This is a genomic window from Pseudanabaena sp. FACHB-1998 (assembly GCF_014696355.1).
Lineage (GTDB): Bacteria > Cyanobacteriota > Cyanobacteriia > Pseudanabaenales > Pseudanabaenaceae > Pseudanabaena.
In genome coordinates this window covers 234,194-257,904 of sequence record NZ_JACJQA010000033.1, presented here as the reverse complement: position 1 = coordinate 257,904, position 23,711 = coordinate 234,194, and the positions used below count along the sequence as shown (strand labels likewise).

The following is a 23,711-nucleotide window of genomic DNA, read 5'->3' as shown; positions in this document are numbered from 1 at the left end:
TCTATCAGGGGGATGTAGAGTTAAGGTAAGTCTAAAAATTTTATACAATTCGCGACAGTTACCGATCATAACCTAAATAGCTAATTTATTGAAGATAAATTTTGCTGGTCGCAGGATTCTAATTAGGCGAAACTTGCTTTGCCTAGCTTCAAGATTAAGGTAATGCTTGACGCTGTCTTGATTTTGGAGCTAGTTAACAACCCATAAATATATTTTGTGGGCGCGATCGCCAACTTTAACTTCCTGCACTTGCTGAGGAGATAAATCACCAAAATCATAATCATGGGAAACAACTCTTGTCCCCGATTTTAATTTAGGTAATATTTCAGATCGCACCCTTAAATTAGCTTTGGGCAGTAAATATAGCGTAATCACCGTAGCTTGACTCAAATCCGCCTTGAACAGATCCTGACGTATAAATTTAAGGCGATCGCTAATTTCTGGGGTTTTGGCGATCGCCTCTTTACTTGAGCGATCGGACTCCCTCATTAACTCAGGATCAATTTCAATGCCGACTGCATTAGCTCCAAAATTTTGCGCCGCCGCTATTACAATGCGACCATCCCCGCTACCGAGGTCATAGACTTGGTCAGCAGTAGATACCTTTGCCATTTCCAGCATTTTTAGCACCACCTCGGTTGGCGTTTGGATATAGGGAGCATCGGGAATTAAATCTGCATCCTTATCTTTGGAGTCAACGGTAGAGCTTGAAGTTAAAGCAGGATTTGCTGTCGGCAAACTTGGTGAGGGAATGTTGCTAACACTGACGAAAGAGTTACAACTCACTAAAGTTAACACCGTCAGCAGAAAAATTCCCATAAAGCGTCTAATCAATCGAGAAAGATTTGACATAGTTGGCTTTATCCGAATCCTAACTTTTGTAAAACTGCCTCCTGTGCTTCGGGCTGCTGGCTATAGGCAAAACCCCAAGGCATTGTGTTAGGTAGACTTGGCAATAGCCGATCTAAAGGGTAAGGACTACCATAGACGACCACTCCTTCCAACTTTTTATTGTTGAGTAAATCATGGATAAAGTTGTGAATCTTTTCATGCATATCGGTCTGACCGCGAAAGGGATTGCCACGGCTAAAAATTTGCATAAATATATTGGAGAAGCGATCGCATTGCAGAGTCTCTAGGGTTAGGGCATCCGCTAAGATTCGCTTATAGTGATGCTGTTGGGGCAGTAACACCGCAGGCGATCGCGAATTGAGAAAGTCACTACAGGTAAGGGGATCATCCACAATAATCAAATTGAGATAACTCTTCGACCTGAGACTGAGGTTATTGAAGGCAGCATTAGCTTGGTTTGAAGATTGCAAATGTTCAATCTCTGAATAAACGCTAATAGCTTTAGTGGCGATTTCCTTAGCAGCTTGAATATTTTCAGGATTACCTAACTTACTGAGATCGGTAGGAATTCCACAAACTTTTTGCTTAGCTATCCAGATACGCCGCACTGATTCAACGATCCGATCGCGGCTAATTTCCCCTGCCTCGACGGCGGCGCAAACTGCATTAATCGTAGCGATCGGGTCAACGGGCATTAACAAAATATCGGCTCCCGCCTTTACTGCTTGCACAGCTACAGCCTCTGGCGTTGCCAAATTTGCTACCCCTGACATAATCAGTGCGTCGGTGGTGATTAGGCCCTCAAAGCCCATTTCGTGACGCAAAATATCCGTGAGAATTCTTGGGGATAGGGTCGCAATATTCTCTGGATCTAGCTCTGGGACAAAAATATGGGCGGTCATGACCGCGTCTACCCCTGCGGCGATCGCATTGATAAAGGGCGGAAATTCAATATTGTCAAATCTTTGGCGATCGTGGGGCAGCATGGGCGTTTGCAAATGCGAATCCACCGCCGTATCCCCATGCCCCGGAAAATGCTTGGCGGTTGTCAGCACAGGATATTGCTTTGCCCCTGCAATAAATCCTCTGGTTGCCCCCATGACCTCACCGACCGTAATCCCAAAGGCTCGCACATTAATTACAGGATTTTCGGGATTATTGTTCACATCAACAATTGGGGCTAGCAACCAGTTAATCCCGATCGCGATCGCTTCTTCCGATGTGATGCGTCCCATTGCTTCCGCGTATTTCAGGGCGACTTCTTGTAACGCCATCGGTGGCGGAAACCATGTCGCCCCGCTAAAGCGTTGCCCCACGCCTTCCTCGATATCCGCCGAAATTAATAATGGCACTTTTGCCCAAGACTGCATCTGTTTCGTTTTGATGGCAACTTCCGCAGCACTCCCCCCCAGTAAAATGACACCACCGACTCCATACTCACTAATGAGCGTTTGTAGGTTTGCTTGGGGCAATTCCCATTGGGGATATTGAATTTGATGGTCGTACAACATTCCGCAGGTACGCACAACCAGCATTTGCGAGACTTGCTCAACGAGGCTTAGTTTGTCAATGTCAGGCAATTGGAACGGCGGCATGATCTATTTAAAAAAGATATTGTTAAAACTCTAGCGCAAAATCTTTACGTGTCATCGGTTGGGGTACTTCCAATCCTTCGCCGCCAATGTATTTTAGGGGCTTACCTTCGACCGATAAATAAACTTTTGCTTCTGGCGTGATGCTAGTGGCAGTATACAAAACTTGAATGATCCGTCCTTGCATTGATGCCGAGCCGCCACCTTTGGTGAATTCTGAAGATAAATTAATCCGAATTTCTTGATCCTTAGAAGTCACATTCAAAATCTTAGTATTAGCGGGAATAGCGCTATACATTTCGGTTTCAGGAGGCTTTTCCGCAATTAAAGTGTTAATCACCGAAGCGATCGCCTGATCATTACTTTTAGCTTTGACAGCGATCGGTACGGCAATTAATTTGTTTTTATTTGACTCAATCCAATAAACCGCCAACTGCCCATCGACGGCTCTAGGTGCGGGGGGCGTTTGGCTAATTTGATTGACTGAGGCAGGGGCTGACACCTGCGAATTAGGCTGATTGACATTTGGCTGATTGAAATCGTTGTTCAGCAAAACTGCCGTTGCTGCACCTCCAGCGATCGCCACTCCCACTAGTCCAAACCAAGTAGATTTATTTAAAATTGGAATTTTCATGGTTTTGCCCTGCTTTGGTCTTTAACTCTTGATAAGTTGCCCTAAGTTTGCCTTATTTATTGACGTAAACAAACATGAATTAGCTCCATTAATTAATAGCGAGAATTTGCCAAAAACTGCTCAACTTTAAATAGATCTTTATCACCTGCGGAACGTTCAACCCCACTCGATACGTCTAAGCCATCGGGAGATACTAACGCGATCGCCTGTTTTACATTCTCAGGGGATAGCCCGCCCGCTAGCCACCAAGGACAACGAGGACGAAAATCACGTAACATTTGCCAGTCAATGGTTTTGCCAGTACCACCCGCCATCTGTGGATCATAGGCATCGAGCAGAATCGTATCTACCACATCACTATAAATTTGAGCTTGCGCTAAGCCTTCAGCATTTTTGACCCTTAGAGCCTTAATTAATTTTATTTGACGATTAATATTGGTTTTGTCAAGATGCGATCGCAATTCACTGCAAAATTCAGGAGATTCATCGCCATGTAGCTGCACCCCATTTAATCCCCCTTGGATCAGCGTCTGAAAAATTTCCTCTGGACTAGCATTGAGAAATACTCCAATTAATTCTAGTGTGGTCACTCTTTGCCCCACTCTCGGTTCGAGCGTCGGTAAAGACGAGGTGATTTGCCCGATTTGTAAGGGGCTGATATATCGTGGTGAAGAACTTACGCAAATAAATCCCAGAGCTTCGACTCCCATTTGCGCGATCGCCTGTGCTTGATCGAGTTTTGTAATTCCACAAATTTTGATATACATACACAAGAACCACCCTATTTCATGCCAAAGTATTCATCCTATCCAAATTCCATGCTGTCAAACCACAAATATCAATTAGATAAATTAGGCAAGAAAATAGTGACCAAGCTTTCTACTGGATCGGCTGTTGTCATGGCGATCGCGATCGCTTGCTGTACTCCTGCGCTTCCTGTGCGGGCTGCTCTATTCGATGGACCCGTTGATCGTTTACCCTCAATTCAGCGTGATTCCTTGCGTAAGGGACAAACTGTAGTCACAGGCGAGCAAGGTAAGTATGTGGCTAGGGTCTTAGTTACAGCTTCTCCCGATACCGTATGGCGAGTACTAACCGACTATGCCAATCTCTACAAGTTCATTCCTAATATGACCTCTAGCCGAGTTATAGAAAACCGTGGTAATCGGAAGGTGATCGAGCAGGTGGATTCTCGCCAAGTTTTTCTAATTTCGATTGTTTCTCGCACTAAACTCGCTATTCAAGAAACCGATCGTAAGCAAATTGATTTTCGCCTCATTGATGGCGATCTATCAAAAATGGAAGGCTATTGGAAAATGGAATTAGTTTCTTCGGTGCCACGCCGCCCCCCCAATCAGGTTTTGATTACCTACACGGTGAATGCTCAGCCCAATAGTTCTACTCCTGCTGATGCTTTCTATGGCATTTTCAAAGATGCTCTAAGTGATACTTTGCAAGCAATCAAGAAAGAAATCAAGAATCGAGGCTAAACTCTCTTTCAGTTATGCCAAAGCCCAAAATAGCTACACTATTTTGGGCTTTGCTAAGTAGCTACTCCCTTCCTACCCCAGAACTAGTGTTGCGGCGCTTAGCGCCGCAACACTAGTTCTGGGGTTTGTTTCCTAACAAGAAAGGAGTCGTACCTACGGAAGTTTAGGATATTGCCGAAAATTGGGTTTGCGCTTTTCTAGAAACGCTTGTTTCCCCTCTTGAGCCTCTTGGGTCATGTAAAACAATAGCGTCGCATTACCTGCTAGTTCCTGAATACCTGCCTGTCCATCACAGTCTGCATTAAAAGCAGATTTGAGGCAGCGAATAGCAAGAGGACTCTTATCTAAAATTTCTTGCGCCCATTGAATGCCTTCCGCTTCTAGTTGCTCGACAGGTACAACTTTATTTACTAAGCCCATTTCTAGGGCTTCCTGTGCGTCGTACTGACGACAGAGATACCAAATTTCGCGAGCCTTCTTCTGTCCGACTAGTCGCGCCAAATAGGAAGCACCAAAACCACCATCAAAACTTCCTACCATTGGACCAGTCTGACCAAAAATGGCATTGTCGGCGGCGATCGTTAAATCACAAACTACATGCAGCACATGACCACCACCGATCGCATAGCCAGCTACTAAGGCAATTACAGGTTGTGGCATTGTGCGAATGAGGCGTTGCAAGTCGAGGACATTTAATCGAGGTACACCTGACTCAGAAATATAGCCGCCATCGCCCCGCACCTTCTGATCTCCCCCTGCACAAAAGGCATACTTACCGTCAGGAGCAGGATTTGCCCCAGTTAGCAAAACGACACCGATTTCAACATCTTCACGGGCATCGGCAAAGGCGGCAATCATTTCCGTAATGGTTTTAGGACGAAAAGCATTACGCACATGGGGACGATTAATTGTAATCTTTGCCATTCCATCTGCTTTGTGATACAGAATGTCTTCAAATTCGGCAGCGATTTGCCAATCAGTCATGGTTTTGAATCAAAAAAGTACAGAAAATTATCTTATCAGTTAACCAGATCCCAAAGGAAAGTGGCGGCGCAAAGCGCCGCCACTTTCGCCCCCTATCTATTGTGAGGCGGCACAATAGATAGGGGGCGAAAGTTATATAGCTATAGCCAGTCTTGTCAGGACAAAAAAAGCGAGTGGCGGCGCGAAGCGCCGCCACTCGCTTTTTTTGTTTTGGTTTGTCCTGATGCAAATAACTACAGCTATATCACCTAGCAAATTAAGCCTTCCTACTTATGCAAAGCGCTGTATATTTAGAATATGGCTAAGATATGTACTTAGGAGAAAAGCAATATGATCATTATTTGGAATAGCTTTTTTTTGGGAGTTATTTCTGCTTTTGCTCTATCTAGCTTAATCTTAGGGCTAATACTTGCCTTGTCTTTGGGCAAATTTCCTTTAGAATTTAAGTAATTTTTATCTATACAACACAAGGGCATAGGGGCAAATAATGGCAACTCCTCACAGGACAAAGCAGGTAAATCTTAGATTTCCTCTGCCTTTATTAAGCCAAATCAAAACTAAAGCTGATGCTAAGCAACAGGCGATCGCGGATTGGATATTAGAGATCGTCAGTCGCGAGTTTGAGCCAGAACCATCATCAGCTACGCCTCAAGAAGAGCGGGGAGCCGCAACAACTCCGTTTGTTTTACATCCTGAGTTTTTGGCATACGTGGAGCAATGCCTATCGCCGCTTCATTCCCAAATCATTGAATTGAGGACTCAGTTGGGGGAGTCCGTAGCCTGATTGACAATGGGAAGTCTAGTCAGGCAGATGAATCTATCCCCCATGTAGATAACTCTGATCGCCACAAAAGTAGTGATAGTAATAGCAATCAGGGCAACGGGAATATTCCTGATGGTTACTGGGCGGAAGCTATTAACAAACCTCCGAGCAAACCGTTATTTAATTCTCTAGCAGGCTTTGCCTTAGAAATGGGCGATCGCCTGTTGATTAATGGTGAAGAGGTAATTTTTAAAGGATGGGTCGATCAATCACTTACGGCTATTGAAGTCAAGGCGATCGTCGATGACCAAGCCACAGTTAAGCAAGTCCGAGCTAAGGACATCAAAAGTCTGGCGCGATCGCTCGGAACTGATCCTGCGCCACAGACGGTAAACCCCAAAACTTCTACATCCGAGGAATTACGTGATGCTTCGGCTCCAGATCATCACCAAGAGCATCCACAAGTTTCGGTAAATTCTGACCTAGAGCCAGAAATTAGTAATCAGGATGTTGTAAGTACCGAACATCAAGGGGATACGGACGAAGCAGAAGCCGTCTCACCTGAAGATCAAACAGAACTTACCCCAGAGCCTGAATATAATGCTTGGGAAGTATGGATGTACTTAGAGCGACAACGCTTAAAAACCCTCAAGTTACTCAATACCTTTCAGGCGGAATGGGAAGCCAATCGCTTTGTGCGTGAGGCAGAGCGGAGCGCCCCACCGACGCTCAGAGTCCATTATGAGATTCGCCCTATTTGGCTGGATGAGTCTACGCTTAATTCAAGTGATCAGAATGAGCAGGATTCTAATCACTCTGCCAATAGTCAAGATGATCCTGCCGAAAATTATGCTGATGCGATCGATGTGGAGATCATTAGCTAACGCAAAAATACAAAATGACTACACCATTTTGTGAATTAAATAATAAAGCCTAAATATTGTGAGGTAGCGCATTGCGCTACCTCACAATATTTAGGCTTTATTATTTAAGGAAACTAGCAGCAATTATGGCGATCGCCAGTTAGCTATAGCCAGTCTTGTTAGGACACAAAACCCAAGAAGCGAGTGGCGGTGCTTCTCGCTCCCACTCGCTTCTTGGGTTTTGGTTTGTCCTAAGACAAGTAACTACAGCTATATTAGCTATTTGTACGGTAAAATTCCTAAAGCAATATTAAGCAATATTATTTATTTTTTTAAAGAGAAAATTATGGGAGAAATGGTTAACGCAATGGTTTTGTGCATGGTACTGATTCCTGTCGGTATCGCTTTTGGTCTCTTTCTACTGAAGTTACAAGGCGAAGAAACCGAAGAAGCCTAAAGCCAAAAAAAGAAATTTTTTAAAAGTGTTGCAAGGCAACACTTTTAAAAAATTTCTCCTATACAAAAAAGAGGCGGCGCATTGCGCCGCCTCTTTTTTAGCTAAGCTTTAGAGTCAGATTTAAAGCTAAATTCAGTGCCATTGAGCAAACGCTCGATATTAGAGCGATGTAGCCAAATCACAAAAATACATCCGACCGTTACAAAGCTCGAATAAACAATATTTCCTTGGAAAGTCCACATGAAAATGGGAGCCGCAGTAGCTGCGGCAATGGAACTAATAGACACCGTGCGCCAAATTGCCATCGTACCTAGCCACACACTAAAGGCGGCGATCGCCACAGCCCAACTCAACATAAACAAAATTCCCAAGCCAGTCGCTACTGACTTACCACCCTTAAAGTCTAGCCACACTGGGCGACTGTGACCGAGCAGAGCCAACATACCTGCGCCAATTACAAAAAATGACAAATTATTAGAGGAAATATTTTCGGCTAAGCCCAAATTGCTGACTAACAAATTAGCCTGCATCATCATGTAGATGGCTAATGCGCCCTTAGCAAAATCTACGGTAAAAACGCTAATTCCTGCAAACTTGCCCACGTTGCGCCATACATTAGTTGCTCCCGTCGAGCCAGAGCCATGCTCACGAATATCCATACCTGCCATCCGTCCCACTAGATAGCCCGTGGGGAAGGAGCCTAAGAAGTAAGCGATCGCAAGCAACAGATAAGGAAACCACATAAGCTATATCTAAAAGGCGTAATACTAAAATAAATTACAGCTAAATTACAGCGCTTTGCGCTTAAAACCAAACCAAAATTTTTTTGATTTGGGCTAAATAAATTTTAAGGCTCGCTTAGCGAGCCTTAAAATTTATTTAGTATTTAGTCGATGGAGATCGATTGTGGCCCATCACTCTTGCCACTATTGCTAGCAGAAGATACCGTAGTCGGTGTTGCTCCTTGCTTTTCTAGCCAACCCTTTAACGGATCTTGTTGGAGATCGAGCTTAAGAAAGCCCGAAACGAGTCCACCAAAAAATGCAACGGGTTGCCCTAAGAACTCATTGAGAATCGGTTTTAGCTCGTCCATAAGTGCAGGAATTGTAATTTGGGTTAGATAATAGAAAATAATAGAAATATTTAGTAACTACGCCAAAGGCTGAAAGAATTACCTACTACAATTGTATCGCAATCTTAATTTATTGAGCCGCTTTAATGAGCCGCTTTAAGTATGGTGACTAAATGAAAATATTCTTCACCGTATCAGAATATAGATCAATCCATTCATAAATATCCAGCAGAGTCTGTTTGGCATCTTTTTTGGGATACCAATTTGTAGCCTCAATCACTTTACGAGAATCGGTAATAAAAATAGGTATATCGCCCAACCTAGTATTAGTGTCAGACGTGATTGGAATCTTATTTCCTGTAATTTCTGCACATAGTGTAGTTGTCTCCAAAAGTGAGAGAGAGTTACTGACTCCACCGCCCACATTAAACGTCTCTCCTTTAATCAGATCTAAGCTTTGAATTTGAATTTCGACTAAATCAACTAAGTCATCAATATGCAAGAAATCTCTAACTTGTTTACCCGTGCCTCCATAACCAATATATCTAAGAGGTTTCTGGAAGTAATGAAATGCCATCCACAAGGCAAATACCCCTTGATCAACTTTGCCCATTTGCCAAGGACCTGTTAATACCCCACATCGGTTAATTACTGTCCTAATCCCATAAGCATCACCATACTCTGCAATTAATAATTCAGAAGCGAGTTTGGTAGCACCATATAGAGATCGTGGTTTGTCTAAGGGAAATTGTTCAGATATTCCGTGGTTAGAGACACCTTGCATTTTTTGATTTTCTGAGAGGTGAAAGCGAGTATGCAATTCTTCAAATTGTAGAGAATTAAGATATGAAATTGGATAGACTCTACTGGTAGAAAAGAAAATGAAATCTGCATTAGTTTTGCGAGATAACTCTAGACAATTAATTGTGCCAACCAAATTAGTTTGCAATACATAGTTAGGGGAATCATAACTTGCTAGTACTGATGGTTCTGCCGAACATTCTAAAATTAGATCTGGACTTAGATTAGAGCTATCTAAATCTTCAGGATTTCTAACATCACCATGAATAAATTCAATTCCTGCTTCCTTTAATCGAGATAAATTTAATTCCGAACCTCTTCTCTTTAAATTATCCAAAATAGTGATACTCCAACTAGGGTATCTATAAGCCAAACCTAACGCCAAGGAACTCCCAACAAAACCAGCTCCTCCAGTAATTAAAACTTTTTTACTCATAATTCTGTATTGAATCGGTTTTTTACGTGCTATATAACTATTTTTAGCTATTGGTTAAGATTATTGGATCTTAAAGAGAATTAAAACTCTTTATTACCAAAGTATGACAAATCAGTATCTTCAGGATTTTACCTGTATATTGCATATTCTTTAATTAACTGAACATAATTAAAAAGCACAATTAAATTCTGTGACGTAGGCGTGGATTGTGCCACAGATTGCAAGACTTGATATTTGATCCTGCCTAGCCACTTAATGTATATATCATAAGGATTGATTTAGTATTCTTAAATCTATTCTATTAGATAAAAAAGAACTTCGATAAAATTATTTTTTTTGTCTAATTTTAGGATATCAAAATTAACTTTGTTATAACTTTTTTTTGTAATCACCCATTGACAGATGTTTTTCTAGCCAAATGTATAAAACAACAAATAGATAACGACTTCCCATCTCCTTGAGCTTTAATTTAGATATGCCAGACTTACGATTACTCCATGTAATTGGTATAGTGTCATAGGAATAATTTCTTACAATTGCTTTAAGAGGGAGTTCAACAGTTAAGTTAAAATGATGAGATATAAAGGGAGACATCTCATGGATTACATGCTTTCTGTACGCCTTAAAAGCATTAGTAATATCATTAAATTTAAGACCAAATATAATTTGAATAAATAAATTAGCTAACCTATTAATAATAAGTTTATATGCAGGATAGTCTATTACTTTACCTCCTTTAACAAATCGAGAACCAAAAACACAATCATAACCTTCTTGAAGTTTATAGTAGTAATCCACTATGTTTTGAGGTGAGTCCGAACAATCTGCCATCACTATAGCAACTGCATCACCTTGGAAATTTTCTAGACCACAACGTACTGCAAAGCCAAACCCATTAGGGTAGTAATTGTTAATGTAACGTATTTTATTATTTTGCCTACTTAAGTTTTGGAGTATATCTTCCGTACAATCTTGACTGTTGTCATTAACAACTAATATTTCATAATTAATTTTTTCTGTTTCTAACACTTCTGTAATTGATTGAATGGTTTCAGTAATTGAACCTTCTTCGTTATGGGCTGGGATGACTATAGAAAATAGATTAAGTTCAAGGCTATTTATATCTATATCTTGCTTCGAGACTATTGAATTATTTTTTAATGTGGGAGATAAACCCTCTGGATAGTAGACTTCTTCTGGAACTCGTTTATCTTTATTGTAAGTTTTAAAAACAAAGCGATCGCTAATTGTATAGTTAATAACTGCACTAAGCAGAACACCTATTAACGTGTTAATCACATAATTGATTTTTAGAAAATCTAAGACAGGAAAAATAAAGAAAATGCGGGCTAATACAGAAAATCCTGCTGATACATGATACAAAGGTAGCTGTCTTAGAAGGACTTCTTTAATATTCCAATTACCACCCGTCCATACTAAATTTCTATAGATAAAAAAACCACAAACCAGTGAAATTTCCAGAGATATAATATTAGCTATATTGCGTAATATTGGTGTGTCTAGTCCTACATAGTCAATCAAGAAAAATATTAAAAATAAATTGATTGCTGATGTGACACCTCCTCCTATAAGAAATTTAAATACTTTGGATTTAAATATTTTTATTAACATAATTAAATAACACAAAATTCAAAATATAAAGAATCATCTAAGTAGCTAGGCACAATTAAATTTAGAATCAAAACTTGGAGTGTATTCTGCACGTTCATTATAGATTTTGAGATTTTATATTTAATTGTGTCTAGTTACTTAAGGAGTTATATATAAATGCTCATTAAACCCATATAATTGTTGGATTTCTTATATGGGTTTAGAAGCTTTGATGAACATCTGTCCACCTAAAAAATTCCATATAAATGGTAAGTTTAGATAAATTTTTAATAAAATTGGCGACGATGGTCTCCCTTTTGTAGAATATGGAAGAAATCTAGGAATTAATACATCTATATTGAATCCGATGCTTTCTAATACCTCTTGAAGTGATAAATGAGTAATGGGAAGCTGATGATCGATAAAATCAAAATATTCTTTATAAGAGTACCTAAAATTAGGCTGTATTATTAACAAAGAACCATTGGGGTTAAGATATTGAAAGCAAAAAGATAAAACCTCAAATAAATCTTCTTTACTGGCGAGATGTTCAAAAAAATTAGAAACAAAAATAACGTCAAAACTTTTGTTTATTCGCTCTCTGTCATTAATATTTAGTATATTCAGGTTTAATACTGTAACTTCAGGATTGGCAAATAGTTTGGCATCAGGATTAAGATCAATTAAATACTTCTCTCTAGATTTAACATTATTGATGAATTCACAGTAACCTCCACCTATATCTAATGTAACAGAATTAGGATTTATATAATTCTGTAAAAAATTATCAACTAGAGTACGCCAAAGAACAAGCTTGGCTTTTCTTTGATTTAAATTAAAGCGATTGTTATATAACTTTTGTAGATATTCATGCTGTTCTATTTTAGGGTTTTCCACTAATTCATACCTTTAAATTTATATTTTATGCCTAGTCTTCTGCTCAGAATATTGTAATTAGTCTTAGTCCTGAGAAAAATTCGCGTCACAAAAAACATGCAGATCCTACACATTTCAACACCCGAAATATTTCTAGAGGTAAGGGACTGATTAACGATGCTTTAGTATAGGTTACGTGCATACTAGGAATCAAAAGATTGCTAAGAACAATTATGTTTCTCATATTGGGGTTGCCAAAAACGGTATTGCTAGGTGCATTACTCCATCCCCATACTAGTAATGGTAGTACCATTGCAGCCGAACGACTCATATCAGCCGCCAAAATAGTAATAGCTAAAAATGAGCTTAAAAATAAGAACAAAGTTATAAATAGATAACGTAAGCCTCCTACCCTCAATATTAGCCAAAAGGAAACACCAATAAAAATCCATCCTAGTCTAAATGCCATCCACCAACCTAAATGAGCCCAAGGTAGCCATGTTGTAAATCCAGTCAAAACACTCTTAAAAAAGGAGGCCGATGAGGGATCACTATAGAAAAAAGTTACGTAAAGACGAGTTGCGACGTATGGAATAATCCCAAAGGTTATGAGGGAAATTAATTTAAAAATAGCGTCTTTAGTATTACTTTGGATATCTTGATGCCATCGGGTAAGAATTGCGATTGGCAGCGCTATTAAAAACTTTTCGTCAAACCAAGGAGAGATCAAGCAGGCTCCGAGTAACCATAGAGGATTTTTTGCAAAAGCTACAGTCAGGAGTCCTGATAAATACCAAGCATCATTTATTCCGAGCCAGCCCGTAGATACTACAACGGCTGAACTGCTTGCTACTAAGACACATCCTGTGAAAGCAAGCCACCTATCTCTCGTACTGCTAAGAATTGTCCAAGTTGTTTGGGCTAATAAAACTACAACCCCAAGCCAAGATATAGATAATGCTGCCCATCCTCTAATACCAGAAAAATGGGCAATACTCGGTATTAATAATCTCCACTTCAAGGCACTTTCTATTGAAGATTCCCAAGGATTATCAACCTGTTGCAGAAACGAGATAGCCCTAGCGACCTCAAAGGAGCCTGATCTACTCAAATCCCAATTTATAAATCGGGGAGAAAAAAAGAATAGGCTCAATAAAATGGAAACTGTGACTGTTGAGCTTAAAAATGTAAAAATCGAGAGCCTATTGATTTTTAGTTTTAAATTATCGAGAGTTAATTTAGCGAAGTTCATCTGTATTTTTTATAGTCATAGGTTGTTGAAACTGAGTCACTAGATCCACCTGTTTAAGTTCTGAAAGTAAATCTCTTGGAGAATATCGGATATGCCGTACTTGAGATGCCAATTAGGATAGTGTTTTTTGAATTTTTGAATGTCACTAATCCACCAGATATGATCTCCACTTCGATTAGTCTCAACGTAGCTCCAGTCTAATTTTTTATCAGCAATTTCTTCACACTTTTGAACTGCTTCTAGCATTGAGCAGTTACTATATCTGCTGCCGCCTATGTTATAAACTTCTCCTATCCGAGGAGCTTGATAAAAATTATAGAAAGCGTTAACTAAATCATAGCTATGGATGTTATCTCTTACTTGTTTTCCTTTGTAACCATATATTTGATATGGATTCCCAGTCATAGTACATTTCATTAAATACGATAAGAAACCATGTAATTTAGTTCCTGAGTGGCTCGGACCTGTAAGACAGCCACCTCTAAAACAAGCCGTTTTAATATTAAAATACCGACCATATTCTTGAACTAAAATATCAGCCGCCACCTTTGATGCTCCAAACAAAGAATGCTTGCTAGCATCAATGCTCATATTTTCGTCAATTCCTTGAAGATAGAAATGTTTATCGTCGATTTCCCAGCGCTTTTCAAGTTCAATTAGCGGTAAGTTATTGGGAGTATCTCCGTAAACTTTATTAGTAGAACAAAATATAAAAGAAGCGTCGGGGCAATTTTGCCGAGTGTTTTCCAGTAGAACGAGTGTCCCATTAGCGTTAACTGAAAAGTCGGTGTAGGGATCACTGGCAGCCCAATCATGAGAGGGTTGAGCCGCTGTATGGATAATGAGAGCTATATCTTTATTGTATGTTTTAAATATTTGAGATATTTCTTCGTGATTTCTAATATCAACATTGTGATGAATGTATTGATTGCCATAACTTTGTATGAGCGAGTCTCGATTCCATTGTGTCGAGGCTTCTTTTCCAAAAAAAACTTGGCGCATGTCGTTGTCTATGCCAACAACAGTGAATCCCAGTTTACAAAAAAAATGAACTGACTCAGAACCAATCAGTCCAGCAGAACCAGTTACTAAAACAATTGACATGCATCTCCTTAATAATTAAATTAATATTTACTAATATCTATTATTTAATAACAAAATCCCTAATTATCCTAACATCAAACCAACCGACTAATAAAGATAAAGAGCTTACCCAGTAAGGATTTCAATTCCACATGTTTTTACTTGCTAACTCTAAATCCCGAATTGCTTGACAACTAAGGATTCCAACTTTTCACACTGTTATCCTGATCTTCAGACATTAGTGGCTAAATTATAATTGATCTTGTTGTGGAAATTGTAAGACTACCGTATAAAAAAATAGCGATCCTTACCCATTAAACAATCTGAAAATCAGTAAGTAAAGACACTTGTGATTAAAATCCTTGCTGGGTAAGCCTTTTGTTTTTTGTTTGGGTAGCTCTGTAATAAGGCGGCTTGGGATTTTGCTTATTTAAACCATCTCCTTACCCTTTGATTTTTTACGCGGTTGCCTTGTAGGATGAACATCTCATTGTTTAGGTTGAATATGTAGTGTGATAATCTTAATCAGAAAAGTTTTATATTTCGTCATCAATTTACACTAAGGCAATATGTGTAGATTAATTTAAAACTTGTAATGGCAATTAAGAATGAGATAAATAATTTACGCTGTCAGTCTAGCTTAGTTATTAAGCCTTAAAGTTTGACTGTGTTGAGCCTTATTCTAAATGCTTGCTACAATTTCTGATCTTATCTAGTAATTTCTAGCCATATCGTAGTTAAATCGATCAATGCACTCTTCCGAATTTCGGGAGAGTGGCTAATCTAGAGAACATTTTCGATGACCACGCTAAACCGATCTACTCTTCGTCGCCTCAAAAAACTCAAGCAGTCATCTGCCGTTTGGGAAGGCGATCGCCGTGCTTTACCCGCTAAAATCCGTCAACCCCAAGACTCTTCAAATATTATTCCCCTTCATGCCCATGATGAAGAGTCCAAGCCCCACTGCATTTTGTGGGTAGATGGCTCGATGGGGATGGTGCGATCTATGGATGTAGTCGATTCTGTCGTGGGGCAGGAAGCATTTGTACGTGCTTTATTGCAAGCCATCGAGCATCCCCAGAGTCCCGCTCAACCATCGTTGCCGCAAAAAATTCTAGTATGCGATCGCGAACTCCAGTTTTATTTGCGAGGTGTTTTACAGGATTTGGGCATATCTGTGGAATATGTGGAACGCTTGCCATTAATTGATGAGATTTTTTCTCATATTTTAGAAAGCTTTTCGACCAATCCCCCTGTTGTGCCTGAACGCTATGCTGCGGCTCTTAATCAACAGTCTGAACAATTATGGCGTAATGCTCCTTGGAATAGCCTTTGGGATCATCAGGTGATTTCGATTAAGCTCGATAACTGGGATCTCGAAACCCTCTATGCGATCGTTATGGGCAAAATGGGGCTGGAGCAGGGTGTAATTTTTTATCGTAATGAAGAATCTCTAGTCAAATTTCGCCATCGGATTGTCTCAGGTAATTCTGATGATGAAATTGAAGAAACTTTTTTACATCAAGATTGCCTGTTTAATCTATTTGAAACCCCTGAGTTGGAAATGGAAGATGATTTCCCGCCACTTCCGTTTCGCGGCAAAGTCCGTTCTTTGCCAGTTGTAAATACTCCAATCAAGCCAATTTATGGGGCTTTACATCCCTTAGAAGGTGGTAGACCCTATTTATACGATGAAGAGGCGATCGCCCTCACTGTTGCCCTTGAAGCTTTAAATAAATTTTGGGAGCAGTACAGTAATCGCCTCAAGTCCAGTTTTGGTAATTTGACAGGCACGTATGATGTATATGCCCCTAGCCTTGATAGTGATGTGGAGGAGAAAGTAAAGGTTGTTGTCCAGACTTTGCCTGAGTTAGCCGATGAGTTGCATCAACTGGTCGATGAAGAGGATATGGACGATGATGATTCACCATTAATTAATGAAGATCTTTGGCCAGAGAATGCTCTCATTCATATGATGACGATTCCTTGGGCGCAGGTGGATTTCTTACGCAGAGCTAATATTCATCATCAAATATCAGAGCAACCTGTGACGGCTAAAGCTGCTCAAAAAGGTGAAGGTTTGGCAGGATTAATGATCCAGACTTCTCGCCCCAAGGCGTTGGAATTAATTGAGCAAATTAATGACTTGGATGGGATCAGGGCTTTGTGCTTTAATCCTGCGGAAGACATCCTTGGTAATAGCTGTCAATTGGGCTTAATGGTGATGGGCAATGATGACTTGCATCTGTTTGGCGAATTTGACAAAAAAGCCCTCAGCAGTGAGCATCACAAGCGGTGGAAGCAAAGAGCCAAGACTACTCAAGGGCATATCTGTGTGATTATTGCGATGGGAATTACGGGCGCTTCTCGCGGAAATCCTGCTCCCCATCACATTTTGGGCTATTACGAAATAAATCTCATGGATGAGAAGGAGCTAGGTTTAGGCAAATTACGGGCTGAACCAGCCTTTGATTTTGATTTCTGATAAAGTCAAGAAATGTTGGTGTGGGGCTTTGCCCCGCACCAACATTTCTTGACTGGGAAAGAAGTATATGTCTCAACAAATTGTTTATCGCATCCTTGATGCTAATCTTGATCGCGCCCGTGAAGCGATTCGCACCATCGAAGAATGGTGTCGCTTTGGTTTAGAAAATGTCGATCTATGCGATCGCTGCAAACAAATGCGGCAAGAATTAGCTCAATGGCATCGCGAAGAATTTCGTCGCGCCCGCAATACTACCGATGATCCCGCCACGGGGCTGAGCCATGCTCAAGAGGTCAGTCGTGCCGATGTGCAAGCGGTGTTAAGGGCTAATATGGGGCGTTTGCAAGAGGCTTTGAGGGTTTTGGAGGAATATGGCAAAGTTGTTGATCCCCATTTAGGGGAAGCGATGAAACAAATGCGCTATCAGGTTTACATACTAGAAAGTGAGCTAGTTAAATCATCAAATCTGGGTCAGGTGCGCCGCCAAAAGCTACAGGAGGCAAGCTTATATTTGGTGACCACTCCTGTAGATGATATTGTCTCTGTTGTCGATTTGGCTTTGCAAGGGGGAGTTCAGATCGTGCAGTACCGTCAAAAGGAGGGGGAAGATGGGACTCGTTTAGCGATCGCCCAGCAGCTTTGTGATCTTTGCCATAAATACGAGGCGCTATTTTTGGTGAATGATCGCGTGGATATTGCGATCGCGGTGGGAGCCGATGGTATTCATGTGGGGCAAACAGATTTGCCTGTGTCGGCGGTGCGTCAAATTTTGAATGCGAATGGTGGCGATGCTTCGCAATACATCATCGGTCAGTCCACGACTAATCCTCAAGAATTAGCGATCGCTTTGAATAATCAGGTGGACTATGTGGGGGTTGGTCCCGTTCATGCTACACCGACCAAGCCTAATAAAGCTGCCGCAGGCTACGAATATGTTAACTATGCGGCGCAAAATATTAGTATTCCTTGGTTTGCGATCGGCGGAATTGATGAACATAATTTAGCCGAGGCGATCGCTTCAGGGGCAAAGCGAGTGGCGATCGTTCGCGCTCTCATGAAAGCGGAATATCCCGATCGGATTGCTAAACAAATGCGATCGCTCTTGTCATAGTCATAAAAAAGCGGCGCGAAGCGCCGCTTTTTTATTTTCAATTTGTTCTCACCAGCTTTACTGGTTGATCGTCGGCTTGCAAGGTTATGCCATCGGACAATAATGTATAGGACTGAGTGGGAATAGCTTCAGTGGGCTTTTCTCCATTTAAAATTTCTACTTGCGAAACGACTTTCCCATTAATAATTCTGACTCGACCTGCGGTGTTAATGTTTGAGATCTCACCATTACTCTTAACCAGTTTTAAAGCAGCCGCAAACGCGCCATTCGGACTAATTGTCCACTGCCCCGTAATTGATACAAATCCTTCTTTTTTTGCCTCCGCTAGAGCCTGAGCATCTAAGATCACTTTGTAAGTACCAGCAATTTTGACAACCCTTGGTTTAGATTGCTTTTCTTTTCCCGCAATGGATTTCACTTCATTGGCTTGGACTGACTGAGCAGCGCAAAATGCCGAACAAGTAACCGTAAAAGTAATGGCAACGGTCGCCATAAGGCTAAAGTAGCGATCGCCATGAGTAATCTTTGGGAACCTTATATTTTTTGTCATCACAATTTTAAAGGATTTGAAAATCTTCAATTTCAATAACATCACCGATCGCGGCGATCGACATTACATCATCCCGAATTTTGGCGGTCACACTTAATTTCAAGCCTTCTCGCAAAATGGCTTCTGGCGCAGGCTGCCAAATCTCATACTGCTCGTCGGTATCCGTAGCGATCGCCCAAGTTCCCGTGCCAATGTCAATATATTCAACAGTTCCGACAATCTGAGTATTCATGATTTTTACTTTAAGTAAAAGGCTTCAAGAAGCCAATTCTCACCGTTCGCGGGAGAATTAGCTTCTTGAGACTGGGGTTAAATGGTAGCGGTTTCTGACTTGATCGATAGATAGGCACAACCAAAACAGAGAATGGCATTGATGCTTAGGAAGGCGATCGCGGGCATCCCTTCGCCAATCCACATCAATTGCGGCGCAAGTACGGCACTGGTTGCTAAGCAAGCCGTCGTCCCGATCGCGGAACCAATGGCAAACCATTTCCATTGAGGATGACCTAAAAGAATAATCAATAAGCCAAGGGGAAGTAATACACTCGCCGTAATTGGATTAAGGGCATTTGTGTTAGAAAATGCATTGCCTAACTCTGCCAAAGAACTCCCTGCGATACGGAAGGGAACTTGGGTTAGGTCAAATACATAAAATCCGCGTAGGAAAAACAAACCCGCACCACCAAAGAAAACTCCATTAGAAAAAGACCAATTCCAACGGAAAGGAAACCAGCTATTGAGTAGCCAAGCTAAGAGATAGGAACCAATGACCATAATTAATTTAGGAATTAGCGCCACCGCTCCACCATCAATCCAAAAGCGAGGACTCAAATAGCCATTGTCTCGCGCCCATCTCAAGAAGTCAGGGACTCCCAGTTGACCTTCGGAAGCTAACGTGACTGCGGTGGCTGCATTTAAATGTCCAGCACCGTAGTAATTTTGGGTGTCGTCAGCAACTTTACGCGCCGACTGTTTGACGATTTGCATCACTTTTTCGGGATCTTTCACACCCGAAGCTTCGATTAAAGCCACCACACCCGCAACGTGAGGGGCTGCCATACTCGTTCCTTGAAAAGAGCGGAATACGGATTCCTTGGTTTTCGGATCGATTGTATTTTGGAGGATACCGCCTGAAATATCGCCTTTCTCTCCATTTTTGGCTCTAGCGATCGCCCCACCCGGAGCCGCTACATCTACGCCCGCCCCGTAATTAGAGTAGGGGGCTTTTTCGCCTGTGGCACTGGTAGCCGATACTGCAATTACTTTAGGATAGCGAGCAGGATAGAAGGCGGCGTTGCGGTTAGAGTTACCAGCCGCCGCCACAACCACTACACCTTTTTTGTAGGCATAATCGATCGCCTCTTGCATGAGCTTGCTTTCGCCGCCCCCACCCAAGCTCATGTTAATGACATTTGCGCCATTGTCCGCCGCAAAGATAATTGCTTCGGCAATATCGGAAATCGTGCCTCCCCCTGACGCTGAGAGGACTTTAAGGGGCATGATACTGGCTTCGTAGGCAATACCTGCTACACCAAAATTATTATTAGTTGATTGGGCGATCGTGCCAGCTACATGGGTTCCATGCCCATTGTCATCACTAGCATCTTCGCGATCGTTCACAAAATCGTAGCCCTTAACAAACTTTGTGTTTTTAAGATCTTCAACGCGGCTTACACCTGTATCGATAACGGCGATCGTAATACCTTTACCCTTGGTCTTTTGCCAAGCCTTCTCCACATCGATCGCTCTCAAGTTCCACTGCTGACCATACATCGGATCATTGGGAGTCGTACCGCCGATAAAGTCCATCGAATAGACATAGTTAGCTTCGACATATTCCGTCAAGTTGCGAAGTTCTTCTGATTGCTTAAGCTTTTCGAGGACTTGGGCATCTCCCTTGACAACGTAAAGCTTATCCGTCTTAGAAAAAGCACTATTAAATTTAGCCGCTAATCCATATTTAGAGGCGATCGCCTTGAGTTCGCGATCCACTTGGGCTGGCGATAGGCTATCCCGAAAATTCAATACCATCGAGTCATACTGACCTTCCACCGCCAATCCTTGATAAGTGGAGAGCGCCCAAAATATACCTGCGAAAAATAAGCACGCCAGCAAAAACTTTTTCATTGCTTTAAGACCTTTGACAAAAAGTTGTAAAAGTTAAGAGGTATGGCTAAGCCACACCTCTTAACTTTTATTAGGAACTAACTAATACTTGACCTTTTTCGATTTTGGCAGCATAGGTAGGCAAAGCCTTATTCGCAGGTCCTTGTTTTACGGAGCCATTAGCTGCAAACTTGGCATCATGACAAGGGCAAACATATTCTTGACTACTTTTTTGCCATTCCACCACACAACCTTTGTGAGTACATGCTGAATTAACGGCTAAGACTTTATTAGAATTTTTAGGATCGCGTACCACTAAAATTTTTTTATCGGTAGATATCAATTTGCCGTCTTTATCAAGCTGGGCAACTGAACCGATCGCTTTAAACTCTCCACGAGGAGCAGCAGCAACGCTTTCAGGTGCGGCAGGAGAAGAAGAGTTACTCACTGAATTTGTATCACTACAACCACTTAGGGAGGATGGCAAAAAGCTGATTAACCAACCTAAACCGAACCATGAAAGTAATTTACGGCGATCCATATTTGTTGTTTATTTATATGTTGTTAATAGGCTTAGTTGACAGAACTAAGTCTGCTCCAATTATAGCCATAGTATAGCTGTGGTCACTTGTGTCCTACTCTTTCCCCAAGAATTAGCTGTGTGGCGCTTCGCGCCGCACAGCTAATTCTTGGGTTTTAATATCTATTTTATAAGCTGGAAGGGCGTAACAAGAATGGCGATAGCTATAAATTCACTGGTAGTTAGGTTCAAAAAATGGCATCGCCATTTTTTGAACCTAACTACTTATTTGGCTTCTTGCGAGTACAATTATTCGCCATAGCTGATAAAGCCCTAGCATCATGAAAATGACATACCGTAAAACGCTAATTCCGATTCTTGCCGCTTGCTGTCAATTTGTCATCGCCGATAGCGCCCCATCCGCCACTCCTAATAGCGGAACTGTGATTCAGCTAAATGGACAGCCTTGGTCAGGACGTTGGCTCCGAAAAGTGGAACAGGGACAGCAAAATCTCTATGTGCAAGAGGATTGGCTCACTGGCGGTTTGGGCGTACAGATGCTGGATTCGGAAAAAAGCGATCGCCAACGATTACGCTGGTTTTCTAGTCCCACTTTTTCTAGGGTAGCCTTTGATAGTACGGGGAGATTTCGCTATCTGGATCTCACCCCCTTTGCGGATCAATGGCGGACAGAGATTTCAGGTAATGCTCTCAATATTTATACTCCTGACACTTTGATGCAAGCGGTGCGCCGTAGCAAACAACCTTGGGGCGATCGCCTTGTAATCGATCTCAATCGACGGACACCTTGGCGAGTTAGTCGGCAGGGCAATGTCATTAATCTGATCGTTTCCGCAGAAGTGGCTTCAGATTTACCCATTGGGCTTAATTCTATTGCTGGCAATCTCGTGAAGTCCGTCACCATTCAGCCGCAGGGAAAACTAACGCAGATTCAGATTCAAACCAATGATTCGATTAATCCTGCGATCGAAATGCTAAGTAGTCCTACACCTCGGATGGTCATTGATTTACGGCGTGACTATGTACCGCCTAGCCTGACGGTGCAATGGGCGGATGGTTTACGAAGAATTGAAAAAATTGTCGAAATTCCCCATAAGCCGAAAAATCCCCAAGATCCTAAAACTATTAAGTTTTCCGTAACCGCCCTAGAGGTGGATCTGAAACAACCACGCCTAAAAGTCCGCCCGATTTGGAGCAATCCCGATGGCTCTCCCAATGGCATTCTTGGACTAAGTCCTGTGCCGCAAATGGTGGAACAAGCCCAAGCTGTGGGAGCGATCAATGGGGGATTTTTTAATCGGATTCGCCAGTTACCCGTTGGCGCAATTCGGGAAGGTAATCGCTGGATTGCAGGGACAGCGTTAGTACGGGGGGCGATCGCTTGGAATGAGAAGGGCGAAACCCTGATTGATCGCCTGAATTTTACGGAAGAAATTACTGCCAATCAAACTAAAATCGCGCTCACAAATCTCAATAGTGCCTATGTGCAACGAGGGATAGCTCGGTATACGCCCAACTGGGGCAGTGGCTACACCCCCCTCACCGAAAATGAACTGATTATTGTGGTCAGAGGCGATCGCGTTGTTGCTCAATATCAAGGAGGCGTAGTCGGTGTTGGTCAAGTGACGATCCCCAGTGATGGCTATGTTTTAGTAGCAAGGCAATCGCCCGAAGCCGCGAAGCAATTACCTGTGGGCATGACGGTCAAGGGTCGTCAAGCCTTTGTCCCTGAAAAATTTGCCAACTTCCCTAACCTCATCGGTGCAGGCCCCCTATTACTCAAGAATGGGAATCTTGTTCTTGATGGCAAAGCGGAGAATTTTCAAGCAGGTTTTGATACACAAGCGGCGGATCGCAGTGCGATCGCCACCACTAAAGATAAAGGTAAACTGCTGCTGGTCACCGTCCAAGAGGCTCCCAATGGAGTTGCACCCAATCTCTTACAAACTGCGGAAGTTCTCAAAAAAATTGGCGCAGTTGAAGCCCTAAATCTTGATGGCGGCAGTTCATCAACCCTATTTTTAGGCGGGAATATTCTCAATCGTTCGATTACCGAAATTGCGCCCGTCCACAATGCGATCGCTATTTTTATCACCCCACCACCCACCAAACCCGAATTTTAGATAAATTAAGGCGCAAAGCGCCTTAATTT

23 protein-coding genes are annotated in these 23,711 nt (G+C 41.8%); 7 read left to right on the top strand and 16 right to left on the bottom strand.

Annotation, left to right across the window (positions count from 1 at the left end; translation table 11 throughout):
• Positions 1-189 precede the first annotated feature (189 nt).
• The 4 genes from H6F42_RS15005 to H6F42_RS14990 form a co-directional block, all read right to left on the bottom strand.
• The gene (locus H6F42_RS15005) at positions 190-852 is read right to left on the bottom strand and encodes a methyltransferase domain-containing protein (RefSeq protein WP_190400165.1); all 663 of its coding nucleotides are present in this window, start codon (positions 850-852) and stop codon (positions 190-192) included.
• Positions 853-860: 8 nt separating this feature from the next.
• Complete coding sequence (locus H6F42_RS15000) at positions 861-2,447, bottom strand: glycoside hydrolase family 3 N-terminal domain-containing protein (protein ID WP_190400164.1); 1,587 nt, start codon at positions 2,445-2,447, stop codon at positions 861-863.
• Between the two features lie 22 nt (positions 2,448-2,469).
• Entirely contained in the window at positions 2,470-3,078 is a 609-nt protein-coding gene (locus H6F42_RS14995) for a GerMN domain-containing protein (RefSeq protein WP_190400163.1), read from the bottom strand.
• A gap of 92 nt (positions 3,079-3,170) precedes the next feature.
• A complete protein-coding gene (locus H6F42_RS14990) occupies positions 3,171-3,845 on the bottom strand; it encodes a phosphoribosylanthranilate isomerase (protein WP_190400162.1) in 675 nt (224 codons plus the stop codon).
• A gap of 21 nt (positions 3,846-3,866) precedes the next feature.
• Here H6F42_RS14990 and H6F42_RS14985 point away from each other — a divergent pair, with 21 nt between their 5' ends.
• Positions 3,867-4,568 (top strand): SRPBCC family protein, encoded by a 702-nt coding sequence (locus H6F42_RS14985; protein ID WP_190400161.1) that lies wholly within the window; start codon positions 3,867-3,869, stop codon positions 4,566-4,568.
• A 153-nt stretch (positions 4,569-4,721) separates the two neighbouring features.
• Here H6F42_RS14985 and menB read toward each other — a convergent pair whose 3' ends face one another.
• Positions 4,722-5,552: a 1,4-dihydroxy-2-naphthoyl-CoA synthase gene (gene menB / locus H6F42_RS14980; protein ID WP_190400160.1), complete on the bottom strand. Its 831-nt coding sequence runs from the start codon at positions 5,550-5,552 to the stop codon at positions 4,722-4,724.
• A gap of 487 nt (positions 5,553-6,039) precedes the next feature.
• Between menB and H6F42_RS14975 the strand changes: the two genes are divergently transcribed.
• From H6F42_RS14975 to H6F42_RS22330, 3 genes are all read left to right on the top strand, one after another.
• Entirely contained in the window at positions 6,040-6,336 is a 297-nt protein-coding gene (locus H6F42_RS14975) for a hypothetical protein (protein WP_190400159.1), read from the top strand.
• Between the two features lie 188 nt (positions 6,337-6,524).
• Positions 6,525-7,199 (top strand): hypothetical protein, encoded by a 675-nt coding sequence (locus tag H6F42_RS14970; RefSeq protein WP_190400158.1) that lies wholly within the window; start codon positions 6,525-6,527, stop codon positions 7,197-7,199.
• A gap of 325 nt (positions 7,200-7,524) precedes the next feature.
• A complete protein-coding gene (locus H6F42_RS22330) occupies positions 7,525-7,635 on the top strand; it encodes a PetM family cytochrome b6-f complex subunit 7 (RefSeq protein WP_190400216.1) in 111 nt (36 codons plus the stop codon).
• A gap of 101 nt (positions 7,636-7,736) precedes the next feature.
• Here H6F42_RS22330 and plsY read toward each other — a convergent pair whose 3' ends face one another.
• From plsY to H6F42_RS14930, 7 genes are all read right to left on the bottom strand, one after another.
• Positions 7,737-8,378, bottom strand: a complete 642-nt coding sequence (gene plsY / locus H6F42_RS14960) for a glycerol-3-phosphate 1-O-acyltransferase PlsY (protein ID WP_190400157.1) — start codon at positions 8,376-8,378, stop codon at positions 7,737-7,739.
• Positions 8,379-8,521: 143 nt separating this feature from the next.
• Positions 8,522-8,728 (bottom strand): hypothetical protein, encoded by a 207-nt coding sequence (locus tag H6F42_RS14955; RefSeq protein WP_190400156.1) that lies wholly within the window; start codon positions 8,726-8,728, stop codon positions 8,522-8,524.
• Between the two features lie 148 nt (positions 8,729-8,876).
• Entirely contained in the window at positions 8,877-9,944 is a 1,068-nt protein-coding gene (locus H6F42_RS14950; protein WP_190400155.1) for an NAD-dependent epimerase/dehydratase family protein, read from the bottom strand.
• A gap of 369 nt (positions 9,945-10,313) precedes the next feature.
• On the bottom strand, positions 10,314-11,576 hold the full coding sequence (locus H6F42_RS14945; protein WP_190400154.1) for a glycosyltransferase: 1,263 nt from the start codon (positions 11,574-11,576) through the stop codon (positions 10,314-10,316).
• Between the two features lie 189 nt (positions 11,577-11,765).
• Positions 11,766-12,452, bottom strand: a complete 687-nt coding sequence (locus H6F42_RS14940) for a methyltransferase (RefSeq protein WP_347272314.1) — start codon at positions 12,450-12,452, stop codon at positions 11,766-11,768.
• Positions 12,453-12,537: 85 nt separating this feature from the next.
• Entirely contained in the window at positions 12,538-13,542 is a 1,005-nt protein-coding gene (locus H6F42_RS14935; protein WP_190400153.1) for a hypothetical protein, read from the bottom strand.
• Between the two features lie 180 nt (positions 13,543-13,722).
• Positions 13,723-14,787, bottom strand: a complete 1,065-nt coding sequence (locus H6F42_RS14930; RefSeq protein ID WP_190400152.1) for an NAD-dependent epimerase/dehydratase family protein — start codon at positions 14,785-14,787, stop codon at positions 13,723-13,725.
• Positions 14,788-15,565: 778 nt separating this feature from the next.
• Here H6F42_RS14930 and H6F42_RS14925 point away from each other — a divergent pair.
• Together H6F42_RS14925 and H6F42_RS14920 are read left to right on the top strand one after the other, a co-directional pair.
• Positions 15,566-17,251: a hypothetical protein gene (locus H6F42_RS14925; protein ID WP_190400151.1), complete on the top strand. Its 1,686-nt coding sequence runs from the start codon at positions 15,566-15,568 to the stop codon at positions 17,249-17,251.
• Between the two features lie 67 nt (positions 17,252-17,318).
• Positions 17,319-18,362, top strand: a complete 1,044-nt coding sequence (locus H6F42_RS14920; protein WP_190400150.1) for a thiamine phosphate synthase — start codon at positions 17,319-17,321, stop codon at positions 18,360-18,362.
• A gap of 37 nt (positions 18,363-18,399) precedes the next feature.
• Here H6F42_RS14920 and H6F42_RS14915 read toward each other — a convergent pair whose 3' ends face one another.
• The 4 genes from H6F42_RS14915 to H6F42_RS14900 form a co-directional block, all read right to left on the bottom strand.
• Complete coding sequence (locus tag H6F42_RS14915) at positions 18,400-18,912, bottom strand: hypothetical protein (RefSeq protein ID WP_190400149.1); 513 nt, start codon at positions 18,910-18,912, stop codon at positions 18,400-18,402.
• A gap of 7 nt (positions 18,913-18,919) precedes the next feature.
• Positions 18,920-19,144, bottom strand: coding sequence for a hypothetical protein (locus H6F42_RS14910; protein WP_190400148.1), 225 nt, complete (start codon positions 19,142-19,144; stop codon positions 18,920-18,922).
• Between the two features lie 77 nt (positions 19,145-19,221).
• Positions 19,222-21,039 carry a S8 family peptidase gene (locus tag H6F42_RS14905; RefSeq protein WP_190400147.1) on the bottom strand — a complete coding sequence of 606 codons (1,818 nt, stop codon included), beginning with the start codon at positions 21,037-21,039 and terminating at the stop codon, positions 19,222-19,224.
• Positions 21,040-21,109: 70 nt separating this feature from the next.
• Entirely contained in the window at positions 21,110-21,559 is a 450-nt protein-coding gene (locus tag H6F42_RS14900; RefSeq protein ID WP_190400146.1) for a Rieske (2Fe-2S) protein, read from the bottom strand.
• A gap of 326 nt (positions 21,560-21,885) precedes the next feature.
• On the opposite strand from H6F42_RS14900, the gene H6F42_RS14895 reads away from it, so the two are divergent.
• Entirely contained in the window at positions 21,886-23,682 is a 1,797-nt protein-coding gene (locus H6F42_RS14895) for a phosphodiester glycosidase family protein (RefSeq protein ID WP_242018456.1), read from the top strand.
• Positions 23,683-23,711: the final 29 nt, after the last annotated feature.